The 26252-nt window shown below is 62.1% G+C and carries 22 protein-coding genes; 9 read left to right on the top strand and 13 right to left on the bottom strand.

Annotated elements, in window-relative coordinates:
• Positions 1-2: 2 nt before the first annotated feature.
• Positions 3-1007, bottom strand: coding sequence for an ABC transporter permease subunit (locus tag H7H48_RS11890; RefSeq protein ID WP_229449297.1), 1005 nt, complete (start codon positions 1005-1007; stop codon positions 3-5).
• Between the two features lie 59 nt (positions 1008-1066).
• Complete coding sequence (locus H7H48_RS11885) at positions 1067-2662, bottom strand: ABC transporter substrate-binding protein (protein WP_229449296.1); 1596 nt, start codon at positions 2660-2662, stop codon at positions 1067-1069.
• 229 nt (positions 2663-2891) lie between these two features.
• Between H7H48_RS11885 and H7H48_RS11880 the strand changes: the two genes are divergently transcribed.
• Positions 2892-3443, top strand: coding sequence for a DUF924 family protein (locus H7H48_RS11880; RefSeq protein ID WP_229449295.1), 552 nt, complete (start codon positions 2892-2894; stop codon positions 3441-3443).
• Positions 3444-3652: 209 nt separating this feature from the next.
• On the top strand, positions 3653-5548 hold the full coding sequence (locus H7H48_RS11875) for a long-chain-fatty-acid--CoA ligase (protein ID WP_229449294.1): 1896 nt from the start codon (positions 3653-3655) through the stop codon (positions 5546-5548).
• Positions 5549-5753: 205 nt separating this feature from the next.
• Here H7H48_RS11875 and H7H48_RS11870 read toward each other — a convergent pair whose 3' ends face one another.
• Positions 5754-6647 carry an N-acetylglucosamine kinase gene (locus H7H48_RS11870; protein ID WP_229449293.1) on the bottom strand — a complete coding sequence of 298 codons (894 nt, stop codon included), beginning with the start codon at positions 6645-6647 and terminating at the stop codon, positions 5754-5756.
• Positions 6644-7900: a UDP-N-acetylglucosamine 1-carboxyvinyltransferase gene (gene murA, locus H7H48_RS11865; protein WP_229449292.1), complete on the bottom strand. Its 1257-nt coding sequence runs from the start codon at positions 7898-7900 to the stop codon at positions 6644-6646. The genes H7H48_RS11870 and murA overlap by 4 nt, the downstream gene beginning before the upstream one ends.
• Positions 7901-8064: 164 nt before the next feature.
• On the opposite strand from murA, the gene H7H48_RS11860 reads away from it, so the two are divergent.
• A complete protein-coding gene (locus tag H7H48_RS11860) occupies positions 8065-8925 on the top strand; it encodes a MurR/RpiR family transcriptional regulator (protein WP_229449291.1) in 861 nt (286 codons plus the stop codon).
• Between the two features lie 4 nt (positions 8926-8929).
• On the opposite strand, the gene H7H48_RS11855 is transcribed toward H7H48_RS11860, so the two are convergent.
• Positions 8930-9922, bottom strand: coding sequence for an AraC family transcriptional regulator (locus H7H48_RS11855; RefSeq protein ID WP_229449290.1), 993 nt, complete (start codon positions 9920-9922; stop codon positions 8930-8932).
• Positions 9923-10084: 162 nt separating this feature from the next.
• Here H7H48_RS11855 and H7H48_RS11850 point away from each other — a divergent pair, with 162 nt between their 5' ends.
• From H7H48_RS11850 to pyrC, 3 genes are all read left to right on the top strand, one after another.
• The gene (locus H7H48_RS11850) at positions 10085-10537 is read left to right on the top strand and encodes a cupin domain-containing protein (RefSeq protein ID WP_007008783.1); all 453 of its coding nucleotides are present in this window, start codon (positions 10085-10087) and stop codon (positions 10535-10537) included.
• A 145-nt stretch (positions 10538-10682) separates the two neighbouring features.
• Complete coding sequence (locus H7H48_RS11845; RefSeq protein WP_229449289.1) at positions 10683-12173, top strand: NAD(P)/FAD-dependent oxidoreductase; 1491 nt, start codon at positions 10683-10685, stop codon at positions 12171-12173.
• 144 nt (positions 12174-12317) lie between these two features.
• A complete protein-coding gene (pyrC, locus tag H7H48_RS11840; protein WP_229449288.1) occupies positions 12318-13370 on the top strand; it encodes a dihydroorotase in 1053 nt (350 codons plus the stop codon).
• Positions 13371-13372: 2 nt separating this feature from the next.
• Here the strand turns inward: pyrC and H7H48_RS11835 are convergent, their stop codons facing one another.
• The 6 genes from H7H48_RS11835 to H7H48_RS11810 form a co-directional block, all read right to left on the bottom strand.
• Positions 13373-13618: a formate dehydrogenase subunit delta gene (locus H7H48_RS11835; protein ID WP_229449287.1), complete on the bottom strand. Its 246-nt coding sequence runs from the start codon at positions 13616-13618 to the stop codon at positions 13373-13375.
• Complete coding sequence (gene fdhD, locus H7H48_RS11830) at positions 13608-14432, bottom strand: formate dehydrogenase accessory sulfurtransferase FdhD (RefSeq protein ID WP_229449286.1); 825 nt, start codon at positions 14430-14432, stop codon at positions 13608-13610. Before fdhD ends, H7H48_RS11835 begins: the two co-directional genes overlap by 11 nt.
• Positions 14433-14690: 258 nt before the next feature.
• A complete protein-coding gene (gene fdhF / locus H7H48_RS11825) occupies positions 14691-17579 on the bottom strand; it encodes a formate dehydrogenase subunit alpha (RefSeq protein WP_229449285.1) in 2889 nt (962 codons plus the stop codon).
• A 9-nt stretch (positions 17580-17588) separates the two neighbouring features.
• Positions 17589-19145, bottom strand: coding sequence for an NADH-quinone oxidoreductase subunit NuoF (locus tag H7H48_RS11820; RefSeq protein ID WP_229449284.1), 1557 nt, complete (start codon positions 19143-19145; stop codon positions 17589-17591).
• The gene (locus H7H48_RS11815) at positions 19142-19615 is read right to left on the bottom strand and encodes a formate dehydrogenase subunit gamma (protein ID WP_229449283.1); all 474 of its coding nucleotides are present in this window, start codon (positions 19613-19615) and stop codon (positions 19142-19144) included. Before H7H48_RS11815 ends, H7H48_RS11820 begins: the two co-directional genes overlap by 4 nt.
• 94 nt (positions 19616-19709) lie before the next feature.
• On the bottom strand, positions 19710-20609 hold the full coding sequence (locus H7H48_RS11810) for a LysR family transcriptional regulator (RefSeq protein ID WP_229449282.1): 900 nt from the start codon (positions 20607-20609) through the stop codon (positions 19710-19712).
• Positions 20610-20738: 129 nt separating this feature from the next.
• Between H7H48_RS11810 and H7H48_RS11805 the strand changes: the two genes are divergently transcribed.
• Both H7H48_RS11805 and paaG read left to right on the top strand, forming a co-directional pair.
• Positions 20739-21899 (top strand): Mrp/NBP35 family ATP-binding protein, encoded by a 1161-nt coding sequence (locus H7H48_RS11805; RefSeq protein ID WP_229449281.1) that lies wholly within the window; start codon positions 20739-20741, stop codon positions 21897-21899.
• Positions 21900-21969: 70 nt separating this feature from the next.
• Positions 21970-22767: a 2-(1,2-epoxy-1,2-dihydrophenyl)acetyl-CoA isomerase PaaG gene (gene paaG / locus H7H48_RS11800; protein WP_229449280.1), complete on the top strand. Its 798-nt coding sequence runs from the start codon at positions 21970-21972 to the stop codon at positions 22765-22767.
• Between the two features lies 1 nt (position 22768).
• On the opposite strand, the gene H7H48_RS11795 is transcribed toward paaG, so the two are convergent.
• Positions 22769-23245, bottom strand: a complete 477-nt coding sequence (locus tag H7H48_RS11795) for a carbon monoxide dehydrogenase subunit G (protein ID WP_229449279.1) — start codon at positions 23243-23245, stop codon at positions 22769-22771.
• A 146-nt stretch (positions 23246-23391) separates the two neighbouring features.
• Here H7H48_RS11795 and chrA point away from each other — a divergent pair, with 146 nt between their 5' ends.
• Positions 23392-24600, top strand: a complete 1209-nt coding sequence (gene chrA / locus H7H48_RS11790) for a chromate efflux transporter (RefSeq protein ID WP_229449278.1) — start codon at positions 23392-23394, stop codon at positions 24598-24600.
• 12 nt (positions 24601-24612) lie between these two features.
• Here the strand turns inward: chrA and H7H48_RS11785 are convergent, their stop codons facing one another.
• Positions 24613-26106, bottom strand: coding sequence for a PLP-dependent aminotransferase family protein (locus tag H7H48_RS11785; RefSeq protein WP_229449277.1), 1494 nt, complete (start codon positions 26104-26106; stop codon positions 24613-24615).
• Between the last annotated feature and the right edge of the window lie 146 nt (positions 26107-26252).

Raw genomic sequence — 26252 nt, 5'->3', positions numbered from 1 at the left:
GGTCAGTGCCTGATTCTCGGATTGATCAGACCGTAGAGAACGTCCACGATCAGGTTCACGATCATGATGATGGCGGCAATGAGCAGAAGCCCACCCTGCACCACGGCATAATCGCGCTTGAAAACGCTATCGACCATCCACTTGCCGATGCCCGGCCAGGAGAAGATCGTCTCGGTGAGGATCGCGCCGGCCAGAAGCACGCCCACCTGGAGACCGATCGTGGTCACCACGGGGATGAGCGCGTTGCGCAGCGCATGCAGGCCGATCACCCGGCGCGGCGGCAGGCCCTTGGAGCGCGCCGTGCGCACATAATCCTCGCCCAGCACCTCAAGCATGGCCGAGCGCGTCTGGCGGGCGATCACCGCAAGCGGGATTGTGGCCAGCACGATGGTCGGCAGGATGAGATGCGACAGCGCCGATTTGAACGCGCCCGCCTGTCCCGACAGAAGGCTGTCAATCAGCATGAAACCGGTGACGGGCGGGAAGAAATAAAGCAGCGAGATGCGGCCTGAAACCGGTGTCCAGCCCAGAATGCCGGAGAAGAAGATGATCAGAAGCAGGCCCCACCAGAAGATCGGCATGGAATAGCCGACAAGGGCAGCACCCATCACCGTCTGGTCGAGCCACGAACCGCGCCGGACAGCGGCGATGACGCCAAGCGGAACACCAATGGCAACTGCCACGATGATCGCGCAGAGCGAGAGCTCGATCGTTGCCGGGAACAGCGTCAGGAATTCCTGAAGCACCGGCCGTTTGGTGACGATGGATGTGCCGAAATCACCCTGCAGAAGATCCGTCATGTAGTTGAAATACTGGACGAACAGCGGCTGGTCGAAGCCATAGAGCGCCTGGAGCTGCTGGTAGCGCTCCTCGCTCATGCCGCGCTCGCCGGCTAGAAGCATGATCGGATCGCCGGGCAGGAGGCGAATGAAGGAAAAGGCGACGATGGACACCCCGATGAAGGTGGGGATCAGCAGCGCCAGCCTGGAGAGAAAGAAACGGAGCATCTAATACACGACCGGCGACAGCTCGCGCTGCCGCCGGTTCCTGTTTCTGGTGAAGGGGCCTATTCGGCGATGTCGACGCCTTCAAAGGCGTGGCCGCCGAGCGGGTCCATCTTATAGCCGGTCACTTCCTTGCGCATCGGCATGTGGACGACCGAGTGAGCGATGGTTGCCCACGGGGCTTCACGCTTGAAGACGACCTGAGCCTCTTCATAGAGCTTGGCGCGCTCTTCCTGCGAGGAAAGCGTCTTGGCCTTCTGGATCAGGCCGTCGAACTCTTCGTTGCACCACTGGGCACGGTTGGAGCCGCCGACACCGTCGCAGCCGAGCAGAACGGCGAGGAAGTTGTCCGGATCGCCATTGTCACCGGTCCAGCCGAGCAGCACCGCGCCATCGCGGTCTTCCGCCTTGGAGCGCTCGAGATACTCACCCCATTCATAGGAGACGATCTCGACATTGACGCCGACCTTGGAGAAATCCTCCTGGATCAGCTCGGCCATGCGGCGCGCATTCGGGTTGTAGGGACGCTGCACGGGCATCGCCCAGACCTTCATGGAAAGGTCCGAAACGCCCTCTTCCTCGAGCATCTTCTTGGCTGCTTCCGGATCGTAGGCATCGTCTTCCACCGCGTCGTTATACGACCACATTGTCGGCGGGATCGGGTTCTTGGCGGCCTGACCGGCACCCTGGAACACGGCGTCGAGAATGGCTTCCTTGTTGATCGCCATGTTCAGCGCCTTGCGGACCTTCGCATTGTCGAAGGGCGCAACCTTGGTGTTGTAAGCGAGATAACCGACATTCAGGCCTTCCTGCTCGTCAACCTTCAGCGCATCGTTCGCCTTCAGGCTCTCGATGTCGGCGGGGTTCGGGTAAGGCGTGATGTGGCACTCGCCGGCGATCAGCTTCTGCTGGCGCACGGAGGCCTCGGTGGTGATGGCGAACACCAGATCGTCGATCGGCTGCTTGCCGTTCCAGTAGTCCGGATGCGCCTTGTAGCGGATCACGGCATCAGGCTGGTAGGCCACGAACTGGAAGGGGCCGGTGCCGACCGGCTTCTGGTTGAGGTCCGAAAGATTGCCGGATTCAGCGAGCTTGTCGGCATATTCCTTCGAGAAGATGGAAGCAAAATCCATGGCCAGGTTGGCGATGAACGGCGCTTCCGGACGGTTCAGCACGAACTTCACCGTGTAATCATCAACCTTCTCGATGGACTTCACGAGGTCCGGCATGGACATGCCATTGAAATACTCCCACGAAGCGCCTTCCACATAGGCGTGGTAGGGATGGTCTTCCTGAAGCTGACGGTTGAAGGAGAACAGCACGTCATCAGCGTTGAAGTCGCGGCTCGGCGTGAAGAAGTCGGTCGTGTGGAACTTGACACCCTGACGCAGCTTGAAGGTGACCTCGAGACCGTCGTCGGAAATCTCCCAGCTCTCCGCCAGGCCCGGCACGGTCTTGGTGGTGCCCGGCTCGAACTGGACGAGGCGGTTGTAGACCGGCTTCGACGATGCGTCGAACGTGGTGCCAGCGGTGTAGAGCGCCGGGTCAAAGCCTTCTGGGCTTCCTTCCGAGCAGTAGACAAGCGTCTTCGCGCCCGCCGCGCCGCTCAGCACCGTAGCGGCCAGCAGAGCAGCCGCAAAGGTCAATTTGCTTTTCATTGAGGTCTCCCTGATTCTCGCATGGGCTTACTCCCGAAGCCCTGGAAGCTGGCATATAAGCAAAGATCGAATTGAGAGGGAACACCCTCGATCACTTTGCCGCCGCAAATGCAATTATTTGTCGAATTTGATCCGATTAATGCAATAAAGCACCACGCGCGCTCTTGTACTGTCATTGATGGGGGAACCATATCAGCATCAAAGGTCATAGTTTCGAGGAGAAAAGCGTATGAGCGGCACATGGCATAGCGAGGTACTGGAGTTCTGGTTTGAAACCCTGACCCCGAAGGACTGGTTCACCGTGAGCGAGAAAACGGACACGCTGATCCGCGACCGTTTCGGGGCGCTGCACGAGCGTTTGGTGCGTGAGCTCCCGCCGGAAGTGTTTAGTGAGCCGAAAGCGGCTCTAGCCGCGGTCATCGTGCTCGATCAGTTTCCGCGCAACATCTATCGTCGGCAGCCAGGCGCGTTCGCTTCGGATGAGCTTGCGCTGAGTGTGGCCGGCCAGGCGATTGAGAAGGGGCTGGATGAAGGGATGAGCGTTCCCGAACGGCAGTTCCTTTATATGCCCTATATGCACTCGGAAGTGCTTGCCGACCAGGAGCGTGCTGTCATGCTGTTCAAATCGCTGGGGCAGGAAGAATCTCTGAAATACGCGATCGAACACCGGGATATCATTGCCCGCTTTGGCCGTTTTCCGCATCGCAACCGTGTGCTTGGCCGGGAGAGCGGGCCGGAGGAACGTGCCTTTCTGGAAGAACACGAAGGCTACGGCCAGTAGATCCTGCAACGCTGCCTGCCTGAAATGATACGGTCCCGGTGCGTAAACACACTTGTGAAGGTTGGGGCTCAAGCCCTACACTCACCTTTTGGAGGGGGAGATTGTCATGATGCCGTGCGCCTGCCCAAACGTCGAATGACGGTTTGTGTTGCGTCTGGTATTACGTGAACGTAAACGTTATAACTGGTTTTTCTTTCTGGGAGGAGCAGTTGGCAAAAAGCGCAAAGACGCCCGCCAAGGGTGAAGAGAAAGCGGCGCGCACCGTGAAGGGCGGATCGGGCAGCAAGACGTCAGCCAAGAAGGCGGCATCTACGGCAAAAAGAACGGCCCCGAAATCGGCAGCCGGTTCATCAAAGAAGTCAGCACCCAAAGCAGCGGCGAAGCCGGCGGCGTCTCCCCGCAAGACTGCGCCGAAAAAGGCGTCGGGATCCCGCAAGTCCGGGATCGCCCGGCCCTGGGTGGAGCATTACCCCAAGGGCATTCCCGCCGAGATGGGGGATTTTCCCAACAATTCGCTTGGCGAATTGCTGGTGGATGCCTGCAAGAGCTTCGGTGATCGCCCTGCCTTCACATGCATGGGCAAGTCACTGAGCTACAGCGACCTTGAGGAGATGTCGCGGCACTTCGCAGGCTATCTGCAGTCGCTCGGGCTTGAGCGCGGCGCGCGCGTTGCCCTGATGATGCCCAATGTCCTGCAGTATCCCGTCGCCATGATGGCGGTTTTGCGGGCCGGCTATGTGGTGGTCAATGTCAATCCGCTCTACACGCCGCGCGAGCTGGAACACCAGCTCAATGATGCGGGCGCGGAAGCCATCGTCATACTGGAAAATTTCGCCCACACGCTGGAAGCCATCATGTCGAAGACCTCGGTCAAACACGTGGTCGTTGCCTCGATGGGCGAGCTTCTGGGACTCAAGGGCCACATCGTCAATTTCGTCGTACGGCGCGTGAAGAAAATGGTGCCAGCCTGGTCCCTGCCGGGGCATGTGTCCTTCAGGGAGGCGGTCAAGAAGGGTGCCTCCAAGGGCTTCAGGCCGGTGGAGATCGCGCTATCCGACAATGCCTTTCTGCAATATACGGGCGGCACGACCGGCGTTTCCAAGGGGGCGACGCTCACGCACAGCAACGTTCTGGCCAATGTCATCCAGAACGAACTCTGGTTCCGCAGCGCCTATATCGGAAAGCCGAAGCCGGAAGCGCCGGTGTTGATCTGCGCCCTGCCGCTCTATCACATCTACGCGCTAACGGTGAACGCGCTGATGGGCATGAAGCTCGGTGGCAACAATGTGCTGATCCCCAATCCGCGCGACATTCCTGCCTTCGTGAAGGAGCTGCAGAAATACGACTTCCACATTTTCCCGGGGCTCAACACGCTGTTCAATGCGCTCTTGAACAATGAGGACTTCTGCAAGCTTCCCTTCAAGAGCCTGCTTGTCACCTTCGGTGGCGGCATGGCGGTGCAGCGTGCGGTCGCCGAGCGCTGGCAGAAGCTCACTGGCTGCGTGATCTCGCAGGGCTATGGTCTCTCGGAAACCTCGCCCGTGGCCACGGTGAACAGCTTTGCGGCGAAGGAGTTCACCGGCACGATCGGCTATCCGATTTCGTCCACCGACGTCGTCATCCGTGACGACAAGGGCAAGAACCTGCCCTTTGGCAAGGTCGGCGAGATCTGCATTCGTGGCCCGCAGGTGATGGCGGGCTACTGGAACCGGCCGGACGAAACCGCCAAGGTCATGACCGAGGACGGCTTTTTCCGTTCCGGCGACATGGGCACGATGGATGAGACCGGCCAGGTCACGATCGTCGACCGCAAGAAGGACATGATCGTCGTCTCCGGCTTCAAGGTCTTCCCCAACGAGGTGGAAGACGTGATCGCCAATCACCCGGGTGTTCTGGAAGCAGCGATTGTCGGCGTCGAGGACGAGCATTCCGGCGAGGTGCCGAAGCTCTTCGTGGTCCGCAAGGACGCGAACCTGACGGAAGAGGACCTCAAGAAGTTCTGCAAGGAGAACCTCACCGGCTACAAGCGCCCGAAATATGTCGAGTTCCGCGACGAACTGCCGAAATCCAATGTCGGCAAGATCCTGCGCAAGGAATTGCGCTGAAACGGAAAGGCCCGCGCCCGGTTTGAATTGACCTTTAAGGTTGCGCGGGCCTTCATTTTCGTGGCTCTGGCGTTGTGCGTGGTTCGACAAGCTCACCATGAGGGAGGGCTTTGATTGCACAACCCGTCGTGCCAGCCATTCCATTCCTCATGGTGAGCTTGTCGAACCACGCACAGCGTTGATGCAACGCGGTTGTCCCATTCATTTAAGGTGCCACCCGCCCCTCCACCGCCCGGCGCGCGAGGATGATCGCGCCGTCCACGGCATCGCCGTCGGCGGGTTTCAGGCGGCGGCGCACATCGGGCGAGAGCCAGGGTTCCAGCGGGCCTGAAAGTCCCCCCAGAAGCGTCACCCGCGGCGCACCCTGATCGAACAGCGTGCGCACCAGCATGTCGATCTGCGCAGCCGCGTCCTGTACGATGCGCCGTGCTGCGGCATCGCCCTGGTCGGCATGGCGCAGCACCATGGGCGCGAAGGTGGCATAGTCGGTTGCGCTTGCCCGGTCCATCCAGGCCACCACTTCTGCCGGGTCATCGTCGAAGCGGCGCATCACTTCGGTCAGAAGCGCGCTTTGCGGAATGCGTCCGTCATGGCCCTGCAGTGCGGCACGCACGGCATTGAGGCCGATATCCGCGCCGCTTCCCTCATCGGAAATGGGAAAGCCGTAACCGCCGATGCGCAAATGCCTGCCTTCCACCAGACCAAGCCCCACCGAACCTGTTCCGGCAATGGCGATGGCGCCATCGAGGCCAGAATGCGCGCCGAGACACGCCGTGTCGCTGTCGCTGGCAAAGACGATGCTGGCGAAGGGGTGCGATAGCGCCTGAAACGCCTCGACGGCACCCTTGCGGCGCATGCCGGCAAGGCCGATCCCGGCATGAATGCGGGCGATCTCTGCCTCGCCAAAGCCCGCTTCCTCGATTGCGGCGTCCACTGCGCGCCGGACCGAGGCCCATGCGGCCTCAACGCCGAGCCTCGTGGTGGCCGGGCCAGAAAGGCCCTGACCGAGCACGGCGCCTGCTGCATCCTCGATGCGGGCCCGGCAGCCCGTGCCACCACCATCGACGCCGAGATAAAAATGGCTCTCCCCGTCGCTCATTTCCGCAACCGTTCGATTGCCGCGCCGCATTGCGCCAGTTTTCGGTCGAGCTGCTCATAGCCGCGGTCGATGTGGTAGACGCGGTTGATAATGGTTTCGCCTTTCGCGGCAAGCGCTGCAAGCACAAGGCAGACCGAGGCGCGCAGATCCGTTGCCATCACCTGCGCGCCCTTGAGCGGCTTGCCACCCCGGACCACGGCAGTCGTGCCCTGTAGGGTGATGTCGGCGCCGAGTCGCGCCAGTTCCGGCACATGCATGAACCGGTTCTCGAAAATCGTCTCGCGGATGAGCGATGTTCCGTCGGCGCAGCAGGCGAGCGCCATGAACTGTGCCTGAAGGTCTGTCGGAAAGCCCGGATAGGGTTCTGTGGTGAGGTCGGTCGTGCGCAGGGTGCCGCTTCTCGAAACCACCAGGCCCCGGTCGCTCGGCCACACATTCACGCCCATCACCTCCAGCGCCTGGATCACGGCGGCGAGGTTTTCCATCCGCGCGTTCACCAGTTCCAGCGCCCCGCCGGTGATGGCCGCAGCCACCGCATAGGTGCCGGCCTCGATGCGGTCGGGGATGACGTGATGCGCAGCAGCCTTCCAGTCGGTGCCGCCCTCGATGATGATGCGATGCGTTCCAGCTCCCTCGATCTTCGCGCCCATGGCGTTGAGGCAGGCGGCGAGGTCCGCCACTTCCGGTTCGCGCGCCGCATTCAGGATTTCGGTCTCGCCGTGCGCTGCAGTGGCCGCCATCATGGCCGTCTCCGTCGCGCCCACCGAAGGCGAACTCAGGATCACCCGTGTGCCTTTGAGTCCATCGGTTGCGCGGGCGACGATCAGCCCGCCTTCAATGCCGATGTCTGCGCCCAGCATTTCGAGCGCTTTCAGGTGCATGTCTACCGGCCGTGCTCCAATCGCGCATCCGCCGGGCAATGAGACCCGCGCCTCGCCAAACCGCGCAAGCAATGGCCCGAGAAACAGGACCGTGGCCCGCATCCGCCGCACCGTTTCATAGGAGACTTCGCATGAAACCATCGCGCTGGCGTCGATCTCCGCCGTGTGGGCGTTGCGCGTTACCGACGCCCCGTAAAGCTCGGCGACCTGAAGCATGTTTTCCACATCGGAGACCAGCGGCAGGTTCGACAGTTCAAGCGGATGCGGGCTCAAGAGTGCGGCGGCAATCTGCGGCAGCGCGGCATTCTTTGCCCCGGCAATGGTGACGGCGCCCTGAAGCGGCTGGCCCCCTGTTATTCTCAGTCTGTCCATGATGGTGGTTCCGGAAACACCGATTGTCGGAGCGCAGTCTCTATTGGTGAATTCCTTTGATCAAGCCCTCTTGGGAATATATTATTCCAGCCTTTAATTCCTGCGGGATTCCCCTGGCGGCGAAACTCATTTAGTTTCGCTATCCCGTTCCCCGAAAGGAAGCCATGTCTGTCCTGAAGATCATCGACGCGCAGCTTGAGACTATGGCTCCGGCCGACCGGCAGATCGGCCAGTTCATCGTCGACTATCCCGATCGTGTGCTCAGGCTCTCCTCTGCCGCTCTGGCGGAAGAGACAGGCCGTAGCCAGTCGAGCGTGGTGAAGTTCAGCCAGAAACTCGGCTTCTCGGGCTATCAGGATCTGAAGCTGGCAGTCAGCAAGGCCAAGGCGCAGGAATGGCAAGTGCCGCCGGGCATGATCCACTCCACCATCGAGATCGGCGATAGCCACGCCACCATTTCGCAAAAGCTGATCTCAAGCAAGCTTCTCTCCATGCAGCAGACCATCGCCGCCAATCACGAGCCGGAGATAGCGCGAGCGCTTGAGTCATTGGATGCCGCGCGCCGCATCCACATTGCCGGTGTCGGCGCATCCTCGCTGGTGGCGCGCGATTTCTCCTACAAACTGCAGAAGCTCGGGCGCAACGCACTGCATGACAGTGACAGTCACGTGCAGATGGCCAATGTCTCCTCTTTGGGCGAAGAGGATGTGCTCTTTGCTCTCTCTTATTCCGGGACCAGCATCGAGACGGTGCGCATTGCCGAGCTGGCAAAGGCGCGCGGCGCGACCGTCATCTCCGTTACCGGCTTGCAGCAGAATCCGCTGATGCGCGTTGCCGATATTCGCCTGCACACGGTGGCCGACGAGGAACGGGTGCGCTCCTCCGCCATCACGTCGCGCGACGCGCAGCTCACTTTGATGGACTTCCTGTTCATCCTCATCCTGCAGCGGCAGCCGGATGCCAATGACTATGTCCACAACAGCGAAGCGTCGGTGTCCGCATTGAAGATGCCGGCGGCAAAATAGAAGATCAGTAGGTGGCTTTGCGGGCGGTCTCGCTGGGGCGCTCACCGAAGGTCTTGCGGTAGTCGGCGGCAAAGCGCCCGAGATGGCTGAAGCCCCAGCGCAGCGCCGTTTCCGTTACCGAAATTTCCCCTTGGGCATCTTCCAGATCGAACCGCACGCGGCGCAGACGCTCAAGGGTCAGCGCGTGCATGGGCGAAAGACCGTGCGTGCGCTTGTAGGCAAGCTGCAGCGCCCGCACGCCGACACCCGATGCCGCCGCGATGTCGGTCAGGGTGATCGGGCGGTGCGCATTCTCCCTGATGAACGCGTCGGCCCGCTTCACCTGCCGTGGTGCGGCCTCCTGCCTTGTGTCAAAGAAAGCGGAGAGATTGTGCGGCTGGAGTCTCAGGAGCGCCTCGAGAATGCGCTGCTCGTGGAACGCGGCGCAAAGGTTCAGCACTTGCTTTTCGGGCTTGTTGGCGGCGCGGAACATCGCATTGACCAGATTGCGCCATGAAGCAAGTTCCGGCCGGGTGAAATCGATCACCGGATCGAACACCACAGGTCCCGGCAGCGGGCGCTCGCAGAGCTGCTCGGCGAAACCCATGAACGAGGCTTTGGGGATCTGCACCAGAACCTGCTCGCACCCGGCCCACCAGCGCATGGAGGTTTCGCGGTCGGCATTGAGCAGCGCCGCCCTGTCGCCATCACTCAGGAATTCCTTCCGGTTGTGTTTGATCGTCGCGCAGCCGGAAATGGGAATCTGTATGAGATAGAAGGTTTCGAGCGCGCCGGGGTCGATCAGAACATCGGCGCCGTAGCTGATATAGTTGAGAGAAACGAGGAGGCCCGGCTGGTGGTTTTGCACCGCGCGAAACCGTCCGCCACCGACCACTTCCAGCCGGTGGTTGCAGAATTTCCGGGCAACCTTCTCCCGTGCACAGTCCAGATCGTCCGTTTGAAAAAGGGCGTGGCTGGACAACGGGCGGTCGCCCCACTCCTCCCGGGCGATCACCATTCCCGGAGTTTAGCAGCTGTTTTGGTTTCTCCAAGATTTGTCCTGGTTTCTCGCCAAAACCGGACTGTTTTTTTCGCTTTTCGGATATTTGGTTCAGTTTCCGGATATTTTCCCGGAGCGCTTCCAGGCACCATGAAACTCCGTGAAAAAGGGAGGAAACTCATGGAAAAAGAACTCGAAAAAGGCGTCACCGCAAACGGCGAGGGCTATGCCGGCAAGGAATGGAACATTCTCGGCCAGGTCTATTTTCCCAAGGCCACATGCGATTCCACCTTTGCCTTTGAAACCAACAGCGACCCGGGCCAGTTCGTGCCGGTTCATGTTCATCCCACGCAGGAAGAGTTCATTCTGGTGCAGGAAGGCGAGCTGGATCTGAAGCTCGACGGCAAGTGGATGAAGGCGAAGGCGGGCGATCTGGTACGCATGCCGCGCGGCGTTCCGCATGGCTATTTCAACAAGTCCGACAAGCCGGCGCGCGCGCTCTTCTGGGTTTCGCCGGCCCGCAAGCTCGAAGCGCTGTTCGAGACGCTACACAACATGACCGACCCGGAAGAGGTGGTGAAGGTTTCGGCCCTTCACGAAGTGGATTTCCTGCCGCCGGAAGCAAACGACTAGCGCCAGGCGCTTCGGCCGGGTCCTCAGGGGAGCCGGCCCACAGACCCGATAACAATCAAGGCCGGCAAGGGACCTTTGGCGACGTGGCAACACGCGGCGCGGGGAGGCGCGCGTCCAGAATTTGCCGGACGGGAGGAACAACGTCATGACAAAACGAAAGCATGTCTGCGTGATCGGCGCCGGCGTCAGCGGTCTTGCCGCCGCCCGCTCCTTCAAGAAGCGTGGCCACCGGGTGACCGTTCTTGAACGCAGCCACGAACTGGGCGGAGTCTGGGAGCCCTCACGCTCCTACCCGGATGTACAGACGCAGAGCCCCAAGGATCTCTATCGGTACACCGACAAGGCGATGCCGAAGGATTTTCCCGAATGGCCGAAGGGCCCGCAGGTCTTCTCCTACCTGTCGGACTATGCAGACGACCACGGTCTGCGCCCGCTGATCCGCTTCAACACCTCCGTTTCTGCCATGCGCCGGCGCGACGATGGCAAACCCGGCTGGGAGCTCGATCTCGAAACGGCGAATGGCGAGAAAACCAGCGAAACCTTCGATTTTGTCGCCGTCTGCACCGGCCAGTTCAGTGAGAAGAACATTCTCACCCATCCTGGCCAGGAGGAGTTCGAGGCAGAAGGCGGCACGGTAATCCACTCTTCCGAATACACCGATCCGGCCATGGTGAAGGGCAGGAACGTCACGGTCCTCGGTTTCTCGAAATCGGCGACCGACATTGCCGTGAGCGCGGTGAAATCGGGTGCTCGCTCCGTCACCATCGTCTATCTGGAATCGGTCTGGCGCATTCCCTACTTCGTCGGCGGGCTGATCAACTTCAAGCGCATCCTCTATATCCGCGCGCAGGAGAAGATGTTTCCAGGCTGGAGCAGGAGCGGCTTCGCCCGCTTCAATCATGCCGTTGCCCGCCCCTTCATATGGGCCCACTGGCGCGCGCTGGAAGCGCTTCTGACCGTACAGCTCAAGCTCAACAAGACCGGGCTGAAGCCGAAAGAGCCCATCGAGGGAGGCGTGAACTGCTCGGTTCCCATCGCCACGCCAGGCTTTTTCGAGATGGTGGCAGAAGGGCGCATCAAGGCCGTGCAGGGTACCTTCGCGAGCTATGAACCCGGCGCGATCAGGTTGACCGGGGGCGAGCTGATCAAATCTGACATGGCGATCCTCGCCGTTGGCTGGAAGCTCGGTGTTCCCTACCTGCCGGCGGAATACCGCGAAAAGCTGGTGGAGCCGGACGGGCAGTACCGGCTCTATCGCCTGATTGCCAATCCGGACATTCCCGATCTCGGCTTTGTCGGTTTCAACTCGTCGTTCTGCACCGTTTTGTGTGCCGACCTCGCCGCCGAATGGCTGGTGCGCTACGCGGACGGAAAACTGGCGAAGCAACCGACCCTGGAGGAAATGCGCGCCAACATGGACATGATGCTCCACTGGCGTCGCAACGAGCGACCGGCCGCGAAGATCTATGGCGGCCTGTGCGTGGCGCCCTATCACTTCAAGCATTTCGACGAGTTGATCGACGACATGGGCGCGCGCGTGAAACGCCGCAACCCGCTGGCGGAAAATCTCTCGCCTCCGGATGCCGATGCCTATGCACGCTATCTGCGCTCCGCGCCTGATTATCAGGTGGCGTGAGGCAGCGCCGCGCCGGCCTCCTCCCCGGCGCGGCCCGGCGCCCGTCTCTTTGACACACCCTTGAAATCCATGGCGGCATGGGCGAAGGAAAGGGAAGCGCAGATCGTGCGCACCGATTTTTCCCCTCTCCGGAGTAGACGTTCCGTGAAAACCCTGACCATCCGCCGCCCCGACGACTGGCATCTGCATCTGCGCGATGGCGCGGTTCTGGAGGCGGTGCTGCCGCATTCTTCCGCCGATTTCGCCCGCGCGATCATCATGCCCAATCTGGTGCCGCCGGTGGTGACGGTGAAGGACGCGCTCGCCTACCGCGACCGCATCATGGCGGCAAAGCCCGAGGGGCATGATTTCACGCCGCTTATGACGCTTTACCTGACCGAGCAGACGGATGCGGATGACGTCGCCGCCGGCCACCGCGACGGGCACATCACCGCGGTGAAGCTCTATCCGGCAGGTGCGACGACCAATTCCCAGAGCGGCGTGCGCGATCTCATGAAGGTGCAGCCGGTGCTGGAGCGCATGGCCGAGATTGGCCTGCCGCTGTGCGTGCATGGCGAGGTGACGGACGCCTCCATCGACATTTTCGACCGCGAGGCCGTCTTCATAGAGCGGGTTCTTAATCCGCTGCGTGAGCGTCTGCCCGAGCTGAAGGTGATCATGGAGCATGTGACCACGAAAAACGGGGTCGACTATGTTCAAAGTGCGAAGAAGAACCTCGCCGCCTCACTCACCACGCATCATCTGATCATCAACCGCAACGCCATTCTGGCTGGCGGCATTCGCCCACACTACTACTGCCTGCCCGTCGCCAAGCGCGAGGAGCACCGGCTGGCGCTGCGCAAGGCGGCGACATCGGGCGACAGCCGCTTTTTCCTCGGCACCGATTCGGCACCGCATCTCGACCCGGCCAAGGAATCGGCCTGCGGTTGTGCCGGCATTTTCACGTCCATCAACACCATGTCCTGCCTGGCGCATGTGTTCGAGGAAGAGGGCGCGCTGGACAGGCTGGAGGCCTTCGCCTCCCTCAACGGCCCTGCCTATTACGGTCTGCCTGCCAATGAAGACACGATCACACTGGTGCGCCGTGATGAGCCGGTGGAGTTCCCCAAATCCGTCTACAGCTCAGACGGTACGATCACCGTGTTTGATCCCATGTTCCCGTTGCATTGGGCGGTAGAGAACCAGCCGGTCGGCTGACATCAGGCGGCCTTGGGCCGATTGATCGCTTGCGATGCTTCCAGAACGAGCGGGGAAAGCCCGTCACCACCCATCTCGATGATCTCGAACAGGCGGCCACGCATGCGCGGCTCCCAGAACTTGTTGATGTGATCGGCGACACCCGCCACCCGTTCCGCTTCAGGTTGCGAGGTAAAGAACGTCGCGATCTGGTTGGCCATGTAGACGAGATGCTCGTCGCCGGATTTGAACTTTTCCTCATGCGACATGTCTGGCCGCTCCAATACTCACGCGTTCGGGATGGGTGAAAATGTCGAACTCCTCACCGCGCACGAGGGCGACGAGGGTCATGCCGGCGGTTTCCGCCGTACGGATGGCAAGGGCTGTGGGCGCTGAAACGGCGGCAATGAGCGGCGCGCCGATGGCGGCAGTTTTCTGCACCATCTCGACCGAGACGCGCGAGGTGACGATCACCGCGCCTGTGCTGCAATCAATGCCAGCCTTCACCAGCGCGCCAGCCAGCTTGTCGAGCGCGTTGTGCCGACCGACGTCTTCCCGCGCGGCAACAATGCCCTTGCCGGGGATATAGAAGCCGGCTGCATGGACAGCGCCGGTGGCCTTGTGGAGTTCCTGAAATTCATAAAGCTCGCCGACAGCACCGGTGATCCCGGCAGCCGTAAAACGCTGCTCCGAGGCTGTTTCCGGCACGGAGCGCATCGCCTCTTCGATGCTCTCGATCCCGCAAAGGCCACAACCGACCGGACCGGCAAGCCGCCTGCGCCGCGCCTCGAAGCGCGTGTTGGCGGTGTCGTGCAGCCGGATCTGCAGGTCGATGCCCGGCCCGAGTTCCTGCACGGTGATGGAGTCGATCTCTTCGGCGCTGGAAACGATCCCTTCCGTGACGCTGAAACCGAGGGCGAAGTCTTCAAGGTCGGCAGGTGTTGCCATCATAACCGCATGGGTGGTGCCGCCATAGGAAAGCGCGATGGGCGTCTCCTCGGGAACGGTGCGCGGGGTGACCTTCGTTCCGCCGGTGCGGCGGGCCGTTCTTGAAACGCGGGCTGTGGCGGGAGGGTTAGTCATGACCGGATGGCCCCTTCGGCGCCTGACCGGAGATTGGGCGACAGCCGAGACGAAGGCGCCCTTCTCCCCGTGGGCGGGGAGAAGGTCCCGGCAGGGGGTTGAGGGGCGAGCGTCAACGTCTGACGATCACATTTCGAAGCGGCGATCTCATCAACGGGTGGCGCTCGCCCCTCATCCTCACCTTCTCCCCGCACACGGGGAGAAGGGGGCCGATAGGTTGGCGCATCCCTGATCACACCACCGCCAGCAAACATCACCCTACTCCGCTGCCTCCACATGCACGATGCGGCGGCTCTGGCGGGCGTGTTCTTCGTAGTCTTCCTGCCACTCGGTCGGGCCGTTGGAGGGTGAGACCTGCACCGCCGTGACCTTGTATTCGGGGCAGTTGGTGGCCCAGTCGGAATATTCGGTTGTCACCACATTGGCTTGCGTGGCCGGGTGGTGGAAGGTGGTGTAGACGACGCCCGGTGCAACGCGCTCTGTGATGGTGGCGCGCAGGCTGGTCTCGCCGGAGCGGCTCTTGAGCTTCACCCAATCACCCTCGCGGATGCCGCGTGTCTCGGCGTCGAAGGGATGGATCTCAAGCAGATCCTCGTCGTGCCAGACGACATTCTCCGTGCGGCGGGTCTGTGCACCGACATTGTATTGCGAGAGGATGCGCCCGGTGGTGAGCAGCAGCGGGAACCGCGGACCGACCTTTTCGTCGGTGGCCACATAGGCGGTGCGCACGAACTTGCCCTTGCCGCGCACAAAGCCGTCCATATGCATGACGGGTGTGCCGGTGGGAGCCTTTTCGTTGCACGGCCATTGCACCGAGCCTTCCTTTTCCAGAAGCTCGTAGGTCACGCCGGCAAAGCTTGGCGTGGTGGCCGCAATTTCGGCCATGATCTCGGAAGGATGCGTGTAGTTCCAGTTCTGGCCCAGCGCGCGGGCCATCTCCTGCGTGACCTCCCAGTCGGCATAGCCGTTTTTGGGCTCCATCACCTTGCGAACGCGGTTTATGCGGCGTTCGGCATTGGTGAAGGTGCCGTCCTTCTCAAGGAAGGTCGAGCCCGGCAGGAACACATGAGCGTAGTTGGCGGTCTCGTTCAGGAAGAGATCGTGAACGATGACGCATTCCATCGCTTCCAGACCGGCGGCCACATGATGCGTGTTGGGATCGGACTGGAGAATGTCCTCGCCCTGCACGTAAAGCGCCTTGAAGGAGCCATCGACAGCGGCGTCGAGCATGTTGGGAATGCGCAGGCCCGGCTCATTGTCGAGCTTCACGCCCCACAAGCTCTCATAGATCGCACGGGTCGCATCCTCGGAGATGTGGCGGTAGCCCGGCATCTCGTGCGGGAACGAGCCCATGTCGCAGGAGCCTTGCACGTTGTTCTGGCCGCGCAGCGGGTTCACGCCCACGCCCGGCCGGCCGATATTGCCAGTGGCCATGGCAAGGTTTGCGATGGCCATGACGGTGGTGGAGCCCTGGCTGTGCTCGGTGACGCCGAGGCCGTAATAGATCGCGCCGTTACCGCCCGTTGCGTAGAGGCGTGCAGCACCGCGGATCAGCTCGGCCGAAACGCCGGACATCTTTTCGATGGCCTCGGGGCTGTTTTCCGGCTGGAGCACGAAGCTCGCCCAGTCCTGGAACTCGTCCCAGTCGCAGCGCTCGCGGATGAAGGGTTCATCAAACAGACCTTCGGAAACGATCACATGGGCAAGGGCAGTCAGCACGGCAACATTGGTGCCGGGGCGAAGCGGCAGGTGATAGCTTGCCTCCACATGGGGCGTGCGCACGAGGTCGATGCGGCGTGGGTCGAGGACGATCAGCTTCGCGCCTTCGCGCAGGCGCTTTTTCAGCCGAGAGGCGAACACGGGATGCCCGTCGGTCGGGTTTGCGCCGATCACCAGAACCACATCGGAATGTTCGACCGAATCGAAATCCTGCGTGCCGGCGGAGGTGCCGAACGTGGTCTTCAGGCCATAGCCCGTGGGCGAGTGGCAGACGCGGGCGCAGGTGTCGACATTGTTGTTGCCGAAGACCTGACGCACCAGTTTCTGCACGAGATAGGTCTCTTCATTGGTGCAGCGCGACGAGGTGATGCCACCGACCGATCCCCGGCCATACTTCTTCTGGATGCGGCCGATCTCGGTGCCGATATGGGCATAGACCTCTTCCCACGAGACTTCGCGCCACGGGTCGGTGATCTTCTCGCGGATCATCGGATTGAGGATGCGGTCCTTGTGGGTGGCGTAGCCATAGGCGAAGCGGCCCTTCACGCAGGAATGGCCGCGATTGGCCTTGCCATCCTTGTAGGGCACCATGCGGACGACTTCCTCGCCCTTCATCTCGGCCTTGAACGAGCAGCCGACACCGCAATAGGCGCAGGTGGTGACGGCGGAGTGATCGGGCATGCCCATCTCGATGATGGATTTTTCCTGAAGCGCGCCGGTGGGGCAAGCCTGCACGCAGGCGCCGCAGGACACGCATTCCGACTGCAGGAAGGGCTCGTCCATGCCGGCGGTGATGCGGCTTTCAAAGCCACGTCCTTCCACGGTGAGCGCAAAGGTGCCCTGCTGTTCCTCACAGGCGCGAACGCACAGCGAGCAGACGATGCACTTCGCCGGATCGTAAGCGAAATAGGGGTTGGAAACGTCCAGTTCCTTGAAGTTCACTCCATGCTCACCGATGGGCGAGGGCGCAAGGTGGTTTGCGCCGTCATCGCCATAGCGATTCTGCTTCAGGCCGACGCTCTCGGCCATATTCGCCATCTCGCAGTCGCCTGCGGCGCAGGCCGCGCAGTCTTCCGGATGGTCGGACATGTAGAGTTCCATCACGCCGCGGCGGATGGTGTTGAGGCGGTCGGTCTGGGTGTTGACGGAAATGCCGTCCATGGCCGGCGTGGTGCAGGAAGCCGGCGTGCCGCCCTTGCCCTCGATCTCAACCAGGCAGAGGCGGCAGGAGCCGAAGCTTTTCACCATGTCGTTGGCGCAGAGCTTCGGCACGGCGATGCCGGCCTCGCGCGCGGCGCGCATGATCGACGTGCCTTCCGGAACGGTGACAGACTGGCCGTCGATGGTCAGGGTCACGGTCTTCTCAGAGCGGACAGCGGGGGTGCCGTAGTCGATTTCTTCTACGAAACGCTTGTCGGTTCCACACATGGTGTCCTCCTACTCCGCCGCTTCGCGCACGGGCGCGGGGCGGAAATCTTCCGGGAAATGGGTCAGCGCGCTCATGACAGGGTAGGGCGTGAAGCCGCCCAGCGCGCACAGCGATCCGAACTTCATCGTGTTGCAGAGATCGGTCACGGTCTCGATCTGCTCTTCGGGCGCGATGCCCTGCTTCAGCCGGTCGAGCACCTCGACGCCGCGCGTCGAGCCGATGCGGCAGGGTGTGCACTTGCCGCAGCTTTCCACGGCGCAGAACTCCATGGCGAAGCGTGCCTGCTTCAAGAGATCAACCGTGTCGTCGAAGACCACAATGCCGGCATGACCAATGAGACCATCCTTGGCGGCGAACGCCTCGTAGTCGAAGGGCGTGTCGAACAGGTCGCGCGGCCAGTAAGCGCCGAGCGGACCACCCACCTGCACGGCGCGCACGGGGCGACCCGTGGCGGTGCCGCCGCCGATATCGTCCACCAGCTCGCCGAGGGTAACGCCGAAGGCAGTCTCGAACAGCCCGCCATGCTTCACATTGCCGGTGATCTGGATCGGAATAGTGCCGCGCGAACGGCCCATGCCGAAATCGCGGTAATAGGCACCGCCCTTGTCGAGAATGATCGGCACGGAGGCGAGCGAGATCACATTGTTGATGACGGTCGGTTTGCCGAACAGACCCTCATGGGCCGGCAGCGGCGGCTTGGCGCGGACCTGACCGCGCTTGCCTTCCAGACTGTCGAGCAGCGCCGTTTCCTCACCGCAGACATAAGCACCGGCACCCACGCGCACTTCCATGTCGAAGGCGTATTTCGAGCCGAGCACGCTCTTGCCGAGTATGCCGGCAGCGCGGGCGGCGTCGATGGCCTCGTTCAGTATCTTGTGCACATTGGGATATTCCGAGCGCAGATAGACATAGCCTTTGGTCGCGCCCACGGCGATGCCGGCAATCACCATACCCTCGATGAGCACGAAGGGATCGCCTTCCATGATCATGCGATCGGAGAAGGTGCCCGAATCGCCTTCGTCGGCGTTGCAGACGATGTATTTCTGCGTGGCCTCGGTGTCGTGCACCGTCTTCCACTTGATGCCGGTCGGGAAGCCCGCGCCGCCACGGCCACGCAGGCCGGATTCGGTGACTTCCTCGACGATGCCGAGCGGAGTTTTTGCCAGCGCGTTGCGCAGGCCGCGAAGACCACCATGCGCCTCATAATCTTCAAGCGAGACTGGATCGATGATGCCGCAGCGCGCGAAGGTCAATCGGGTTTGCTTGGCAAGGAAAGGGATTTCCTCGGGCTTGCCGAGGCGGAGGTCGTGTGCGCCGCCTTCGATCAGGCCGGCATCGAACAGGCCTGCCACGTAGCCGGGCTTCACCGGCCCATAGGCCACGCGGCCCTCGGCGGTTTCCACTTCGACCATTGGTTCGAGCCAAAACATGCCGCGCGAGCCGTTGCGGACGATCTTCGCGTCCAGACCGCGTTTTTCGATTTCCTCACGCGCGGCGGCAGCGACCTTTTCGGCGCCCAGCGCCAGCGCACCGGCATCGCGCGGAATGTAGATCTTCACGCTCATGCCCGCACCTCCGCAGCGATCTCCTCGGCCCGCGCATCATCGATGCGGCCAATCACCTCGCCATCCAGCATGGCGGATGGGGCGCAGGCGCAAAGGCCAAGGCAATAGACCGGCTCCAGCGTCACCGCGCCATCGGCAGAGGTTTCATGAAACTTGATGCCGAGCAGATTCTGCAGCTTCTCGGCCACCGCATCGCCGCCCATGGACTGGCAGGCTTCGGCCCGGCAAAGCTTCAGCACATGACGGCCAGCCGGCTTTTCGCGGTAGTCGTGATAGAACGAGACAACGCCATAGACTTCGGCCCGTGAAAGATTGAGCGCTTCGGCGATAATGGGGAGACTCTCGCGCGGCACATGACCGAGTTCCCGCTGAATCCCATTGAGAATGGGTAATAACGGGCCCTCTTCGTCTTTCCACCGATCGATGATCGGCTCGACGGCGGACGCAATTTCGGTACGTGCTTGCTGCATCTCGCAGCGCCCTCCCTAACGATGCTCGTTCTGAAGGGGAACAAATCCTCCACGAAGGATCAATATAGCATATTCGTCATACGATAGAAAAAATCTATCGTTGCAGATCGTAGCGTTCGGCGAGCTGCCTTGCTTCGTATAGCAATGCGGAGACAAGCGGGGTGTGTGGCTCGCGCTTGACCGCCACCAGCCCGACGAGATGGCTGGCATCCGGCTCGACGATGGGGATGGCGCGGATCGGCTCGGCAAAGCCAAGGACCTCGGCCAGATTAAGCGGCATGATGGAGGCCCATTTGCCGGTGCGGATATGGGAGAAGAGCACGATCATCGAATTGGATTCGAGCGTGGGGTGCGCTGTCGCGCCCACCTCTTCCAGATGCTTGTTGATGATGCGCCGGTTCTGCATGTCGGGCGTGAGAAGGCAGAGCGGCAGTTCGGCCACCTCCTTCCATGTCACCGTATCGCGGTCTGCGAGACGGTTTGTGGCGGCGGTGATGAGCTGATAGCGCTCGGAATAAAGCGGCACGGAGGCCACGTGACCGAGCGGCTCATTGTCGAGATAGGTGATGCCGATATCGATCTCGAAATTCTCCAGAAGCGAGAGTACTTCCAGCGAGGTGCGTGAGATGATGGAGAAGGTGACATCCGGGTGTTTTTCACGAAAGGGCGTGGTGAGCTCGGGCAGCATGGCAAGCGCCGTGGGAATGGCAGCGATGCGCACATGGCCGGCAAGACCGCGCCGCGCGGCCTTCATCTCGGCACGCATGGTGCGTGTGTCGCCAACGATGCGCCGCGCCCATTCCAGCACGCGCTGGCCTTCCGGCGTCAGGCCCTGAAAGCGTGAGCCGCGCTGGACCAGCATAACACCAAGCTGGTCCTCAAGCTGCTTGATGGCGGCAGAGAGGGTGGGCTGCGTGATGCCGAGCTCGGCGGCAGCCCGCCCGAAATGCTGCTCCCTGGCGAGCGCGATGAAAAATTCCAGCTTGTCGATCATGGCGTGACGCTACATCGCTGATGCGCGACCGGCAACGTGCAAGACACGCAATGACGGGTGGCCATTTTGCCTCTCTTGGCCCGCGCGCTCATCTGCATTATCTGAAGGAAAACGCAAAGGCACGTGCACATGACTCTCGACAGACAGACCGTCATCGACCGCTTGCGGTCCGTGAAGGGGCCGGACCTGGAAGGCGATATTGTTTCGCGGGGGCTGGTTTCCGAGATCTTTATCGCAGACGGCAAGGTTTTCTTCTCGATCACGGTTCCGGCAAAACGCGCGCAGGAACTGGAACCTTTGCGTCAGGCGGCGGAGAACGCGGTGAAATCGCTTCCAGGCGTCAAGGGCGCGATGGTCGCGCTGACGGCGGAAAAAGCGGGCGGCGGCATGGGCACCACACTGCCGCCACGCCCGAAGCCTGCTCCGCAACGTCCCGCGCCGGGCGGACCTGCCGCTCAGGCCGGCCAGCAACCGGCCAAGCAGGATGTGCCGGGAATCAAGGCGATCATAGCTGTGGCGAGCGGCAAGGGTGGCGTCGGCAAGTCGACAACGGCGGTCAATCTGGCTCTGGGACTGAAGGCGCTGGGGCTGAAGATCGGCATTCTCGACGCGGACATTTACGGACCTTCCATGCCGCGCCTTCTGGGGTTGAAGGGCAAGCCGGAAACCGCCGATGGCAAAACGCTGAAGCCAATGGAGGCGTTCGGCGTGAAGGTCATGTCCATGGGTTTCCTCGTGGAGGAAGAGACGCCGATGATCTGGCGCGGGCCGATGGTCGTCTCGGCCCTTCGCCAGATGCTGCGGGATGTTGCCTGGGGCGAACTCGACGTGCTCGTGGTCGACATGCCACCCGGCACGGGAGACGCGCAGCTCACCATGGCGCAGCAGGTGCCGCTGGCCGGTGCGGTGATCGTTTCCACACCGCAGGATCTGGCCTTGATCGACGCACGCAAGGGGCTCAACATGTTCAAGCGGGTGGATGTGCCACTGCTCGGCATTGTCGAGAACATGAGCTATTTCGTGGCCCCCGACACGGGCAGGCGCTATGACATTTTCGGCCATGGTGGCGCGAAGGCGGAGGCGGAGCGGCTGGGTGTGCCCTTCCTTGGCGAGGTGCCGTTGACCATGGATGTTCGCGAGACCTCGGATGCCGGGACCCCGGTCGTTGCGTCCAACCCGGACGGAGTACAGGCCAAGGTTTACAGGAAGATTGCTGAAAAGGTGCGGACCCATCTGGAAGCTGCAATGCAGAACGCGGCGGACGAGGCGCCGGCCATCGTTTTCGAATAAAATGGTTGCGGCAATTGATTGATGGTGCGGCGCGTGTAAAAAGCGCTGCATTCAATCAAAGGGGATTTCCATGAGCGCCGCGACCTCGCAGACCGTGCTTCACGAACGCCACGATGGATGGCACCGCATCACGCTCAATCGGCCGGAAAAGTTGAACTCCTTCAACGAAGAGCAGCACACGGCATTGCGCGAAGCACTGGAAGCCTGTTCTGCAGACGAAACATGCCGCGCCGTGCTTTTGACCGGTGCGGGGCGAGGCTTCTGCGCCGGGCAGGACCTGGGGGATCGCGACCCGGCGAAGCTCGAGGAAAAACCTGACCTCGGCTATACAATCGAAAACTTCTATAATCCGCTGGTGCGCAAGCTTCGCGGCATGAACAAGCCTATTGTCTGCGCGGTGAATGGCGTGGCTGCCGGCGCTGGCGCCAACATTGCCCTGGCCTGTGACATCGTCTTGGCCGCCAAATCCGCAAAATTCATTCAGGCCTTTGCGAAGATCGCGCTGGTGCCCGATTCGGGGGGCACCTGGTTTCTGACGCGCATTCTGGGAGAGCCGCGCGCCAAGGCCCTTGCGCTGACGGGCGAGCCGCTCTCGGCGGAGGATGCTGCAAACTGGGGACTGATCTGGCGTGCGGTCGAGGACGACGCCCTGATGAGCGAGGCGGAGGCGCTGGTGGAGAAGCTTGCCGGTGGCCCGACCCACGCCTATGGCTTGATCAAGAAGGCGATCCACGCCGCACCCGGAAGCTCGCTCGATGCGCAGCTTGAACTGGAACGCGAGTTGCAGCGCGAGGCCGGCCGCTCGGACGATTACCGCGAGGGGGTCTCGGCATTTCTCGAAAAGCGTAAGCCCGTCTTCAAGGGGTAGGTCAGGAGGCTGCGGCTTCCTCGGCATCGCCGCCGGTCACGCGGGCGTTGAAATCGGAGAAGAACTGGCCAGCCAGCTTCTTCGACGTGGACTGGATGAGGCGGCTGCCCAGTTGGGCCATCTTGCCGCCGACATCTGCCTTGGCGCTATAGCTCAAGATCGTGGCATCGGGACCGTCTTCCTTTAACGAAACATCTGCCCCGCCCTTGGCAAAGCCGGCCACGCCGCCCTTGCCTTCGCCAGTGATCGTGTAGGAGTGCGGCGGATTGAGATTGGTAAGCTCCACCGCACCGTTGAACTTCGCCTTGATGGGGCCGATCTTCAAGGTAACGACAGCCTCGAACTCGGTGTCGGACGTCTTGTTCAGCTCCTGACAACCGGGAATGCAGTCCTTCAGGACCTCGGGATCGTTCAGCGCCTGCCAGACCGTTTCCACCGGCGCTTCGATGCGTTCCTCACCTTCGATGACCATGGCCATGGCACGTTCCTCCTGAGACGGTGTCTGCCATCTGGCTAACCCAGCCAAGGCGTCTTGTCCATCCGTGTGGCGGCCAGCATGGTTGTCTTGTGCGTGACATGTGTCGCATTTATTCGACACGAATCGGTTTCGGGGTGAGGCGGGCAATGACGGGGAGCGGAACGCAAGATGAAAAGAGGTCGGGGACACCCGCGGAGGTCTTCGGCGCATTTCTTAGGCTGGGCCTGACCTCCTTCGGTGGCCCGATCGCGCATCTTGGTTATTTTCGCGACGCCCTCGTCCTGCGGCGCAGATGGCTCGATGAAAAGGCCTATGCCGACCTCGTGGCGCTCTGCCAGTTTTTGCCGGGTCCGGCAAGCAGTCAGGTGGGTTTCGCGCTGGGCTATATGCGCGCGGGGCCGCTGGGTGCGGCGGCGGCATGGACGGCGTTTACACTGCCATCCGCGTTTCTGCTCTTCGCTTTTGCGTTGTTTGCTTCCGCACTCGACAATCCGCTCGGTCAGGGGTTGCTGCATGGGCTGAAGATCGTGGCCGTAGCGGTGGTGGCGCAGGCGGTCTGGGGCATGGCCCGCTCGCTATGCCCGGATCGCGAGCGCGCGGGCATTGCCCTTGCCGCGCTTGTGCTCGTTACGGTCTCAGCAAGCGCGTTTGCGCAGATCGGTGCCATCGCGATCGGTGCGCTGCTTGGCTGGTTGCTCTGTCGCGGAAAGGCAGGCGGCGATGGGGCAGTCGTCGCGTTCGGCCTGTCGAAACGCGCCGGTATTACCTGCCTGATCCTCTTTGCAATTCTGCTCCTCGGCCTGCCGCTTGTCGCGCCCATGGCGCAGGGGCTCTCCGTGTTCGACACGTTCTACCGTGCCGGCGCGCTGGTGTTTGGTGGCGGGCATGTTGTGCTGCCGCTCCTTGAAGCGGGGGTGGTCGAGCCCGGCTGGGTGACGCGCGACGCGTTTCTGGCAGGCTATGGCGCGGCACAGGCCGTGCCCGGCCCGCTTTTCACCTTCGCGACCTATCTGGGTGCGGTTCTGGAGCCCGCGCCGAACGGACTGGCGGGCGCTGCGATTGCACTGTTCGCGGTTTTCCTGCCGGGGTTTCTTCTGTTGCTGGGCGTCGCGCCTTTCTGGGACCGGTTCCGGCAATTCGATGCCGCCCGGGCTGCTATGATGGGCACAAATGCCGCCGTGGTCGGCATTCTGGGGGCAGCCCTTTATGATCCGCTTTGGACGACCGCCATTCTTGCGCCGGCTGACTTTGCCGTGGCGGCGGTCGGCTTCATCCTGCTCAGCATATGGAAGGCGCCACCATGGGTGGTGGTGGCGCTTTGTGCGGTATCGGGCGTGGGGCTGGCTGCGTTTTGACGCTGTCTGCCTTTATGCCGCCACGCGCCGATACTCGGAGGCCGCTGCTGCAAGCTCGCGGATGCCGGGCTCGATCTGCTGCGCCGCGATGGACGAGATGCCAAGCCGCATGAAGGGCGTTGGCTGGGTGCGTCCGAGGAAGAAGCGCGCGCCAGGCTCGATCAGCACGCTGCGGCGAGCCGCTGATTTTGCAAGCACCGCCGAATCGAGACCGGGCGGGCCTTCGAGCCAGAGCGACGTGCCGCCGCGAATGTCGGCGGCCTTCCAGTCGGGCAGGATCTCGCCAACGGCTTGATAAAGCTTCTCGCGCCGCTCCTCGAAGGCTGAGGAGATGCGCCGCACCAGCGTATCGTGATGGCCGAGCGACAGGAACAGGGCCACGGCGCGCTGGTTGTTGGCCGGCGGATGCCGCAGCATGAACCGGCGCAGCGCGCGCAGCTCGGCAATCAGGTCCGCCGGCGCCACGATGTAGCCCATGCGCAGGCCGGGCGCGAGCGTTTTGGACATGGAGCCCAGATGCACCACGCGGCCATTGCGGTCGAGCCCCTTGAGAGCGGCCTGCGGGCGCTCGTCGGCGAGCTGGCTGTCGTAATCATCCTCGATGACGATCCAGTCATTGCGCTCTGCTGCTTCCAGCAGCGCCTCGCGCCGCGCCTGGCTGAGCGGCACCATGGTCGGGCAGTGATGGCTGGGCGTGGCAAAGACGAAATCGGCGTCGGCGGGGATCTGCGCGACATCGATGCCCTGCCGGTCAACGGGAACGGGAGCGATCTGCGCGCCAGCAAGCTGGAAGATGGAACGTGCATCCGGATAGCCGGGGTTTTCCACCGCGACTTTTTTGCCACGGGCCATGAGGAGCGTGGCGAGCATGTAGAGCGCGTGCTGCGAACCGAGCGTGACGAGGATCTCATCGGGATTGGCGAAGATGCCGCGCCGGGGCAGAAGCCGCGCCTGGATCTGCTCGACGAGCAGCGGGTCGTCACGATCGACCATGTCTGCCGCCCAGTTGCGGATTTCCAGAACGGCCAGCGCCATGCGGTTGCACTCGCGCCACTCGGCGGTCGGGAAGAGCGAGGGGTCGAACTGGCCGTAGACGAAGGGGTAGGAAGCCTTCATCCAGTCTTCGTTCTTGCGCGGTTCCGGCATTTCGCTCGCCAGAACCTGAAACCGGCTGTTCCAGTTCACACCGTTGACGTGATCCTGCTTGCGGGGCGGGCGCGGAGGTGCGGCCAGCACTTCGGGATTGACGAAATGACCGCGGCGTTCGCGGGCAATCAGAAACCCCTGATCAACGAGCTGCTGAAAGGCGAGCACCACCGTCCCACGCGCGACGCCGAGTTTTTCCGCGAGAATGCGGCAAGACGGAAGCGGCATGGAAGGCGCGATCTGGCGGTCGAGAATGGCCGACACGATGGCCTGACGAATCTGAGCCTGAAGGGTCTGTCCCGATTCGGGGGAAATCTTGAACAGGCCCGTCCACAGGGCGGTATCATTTCTGGCTGGCATTTGGCTTTCCTCTCCGGCGGGGGAGCCTACCCTTGGGTCAATGCATGTCAACCCTGGTACAATTGATTGTTCCAACAAGAAAATTGATGAATGCCAGCAAACCCCTGTTTCGCCTCGTTTTGTTTGCTAAAAGAACACCGTTTCTT

Origin of the sequence: Nitratireductor sp. B36, from assembly GCF_020833685.1 — a bacterium.
Lineage (GTDB): Bacteria > Pseudomonadota > Alphaproteobacteria > Rhizobiales > Rhizobiaceae > Nitratireductor.
Note: the sequence above shows the minus strand (reverse complement) of the source record. Positions and strands in the feature narration are given on the sequence as shown.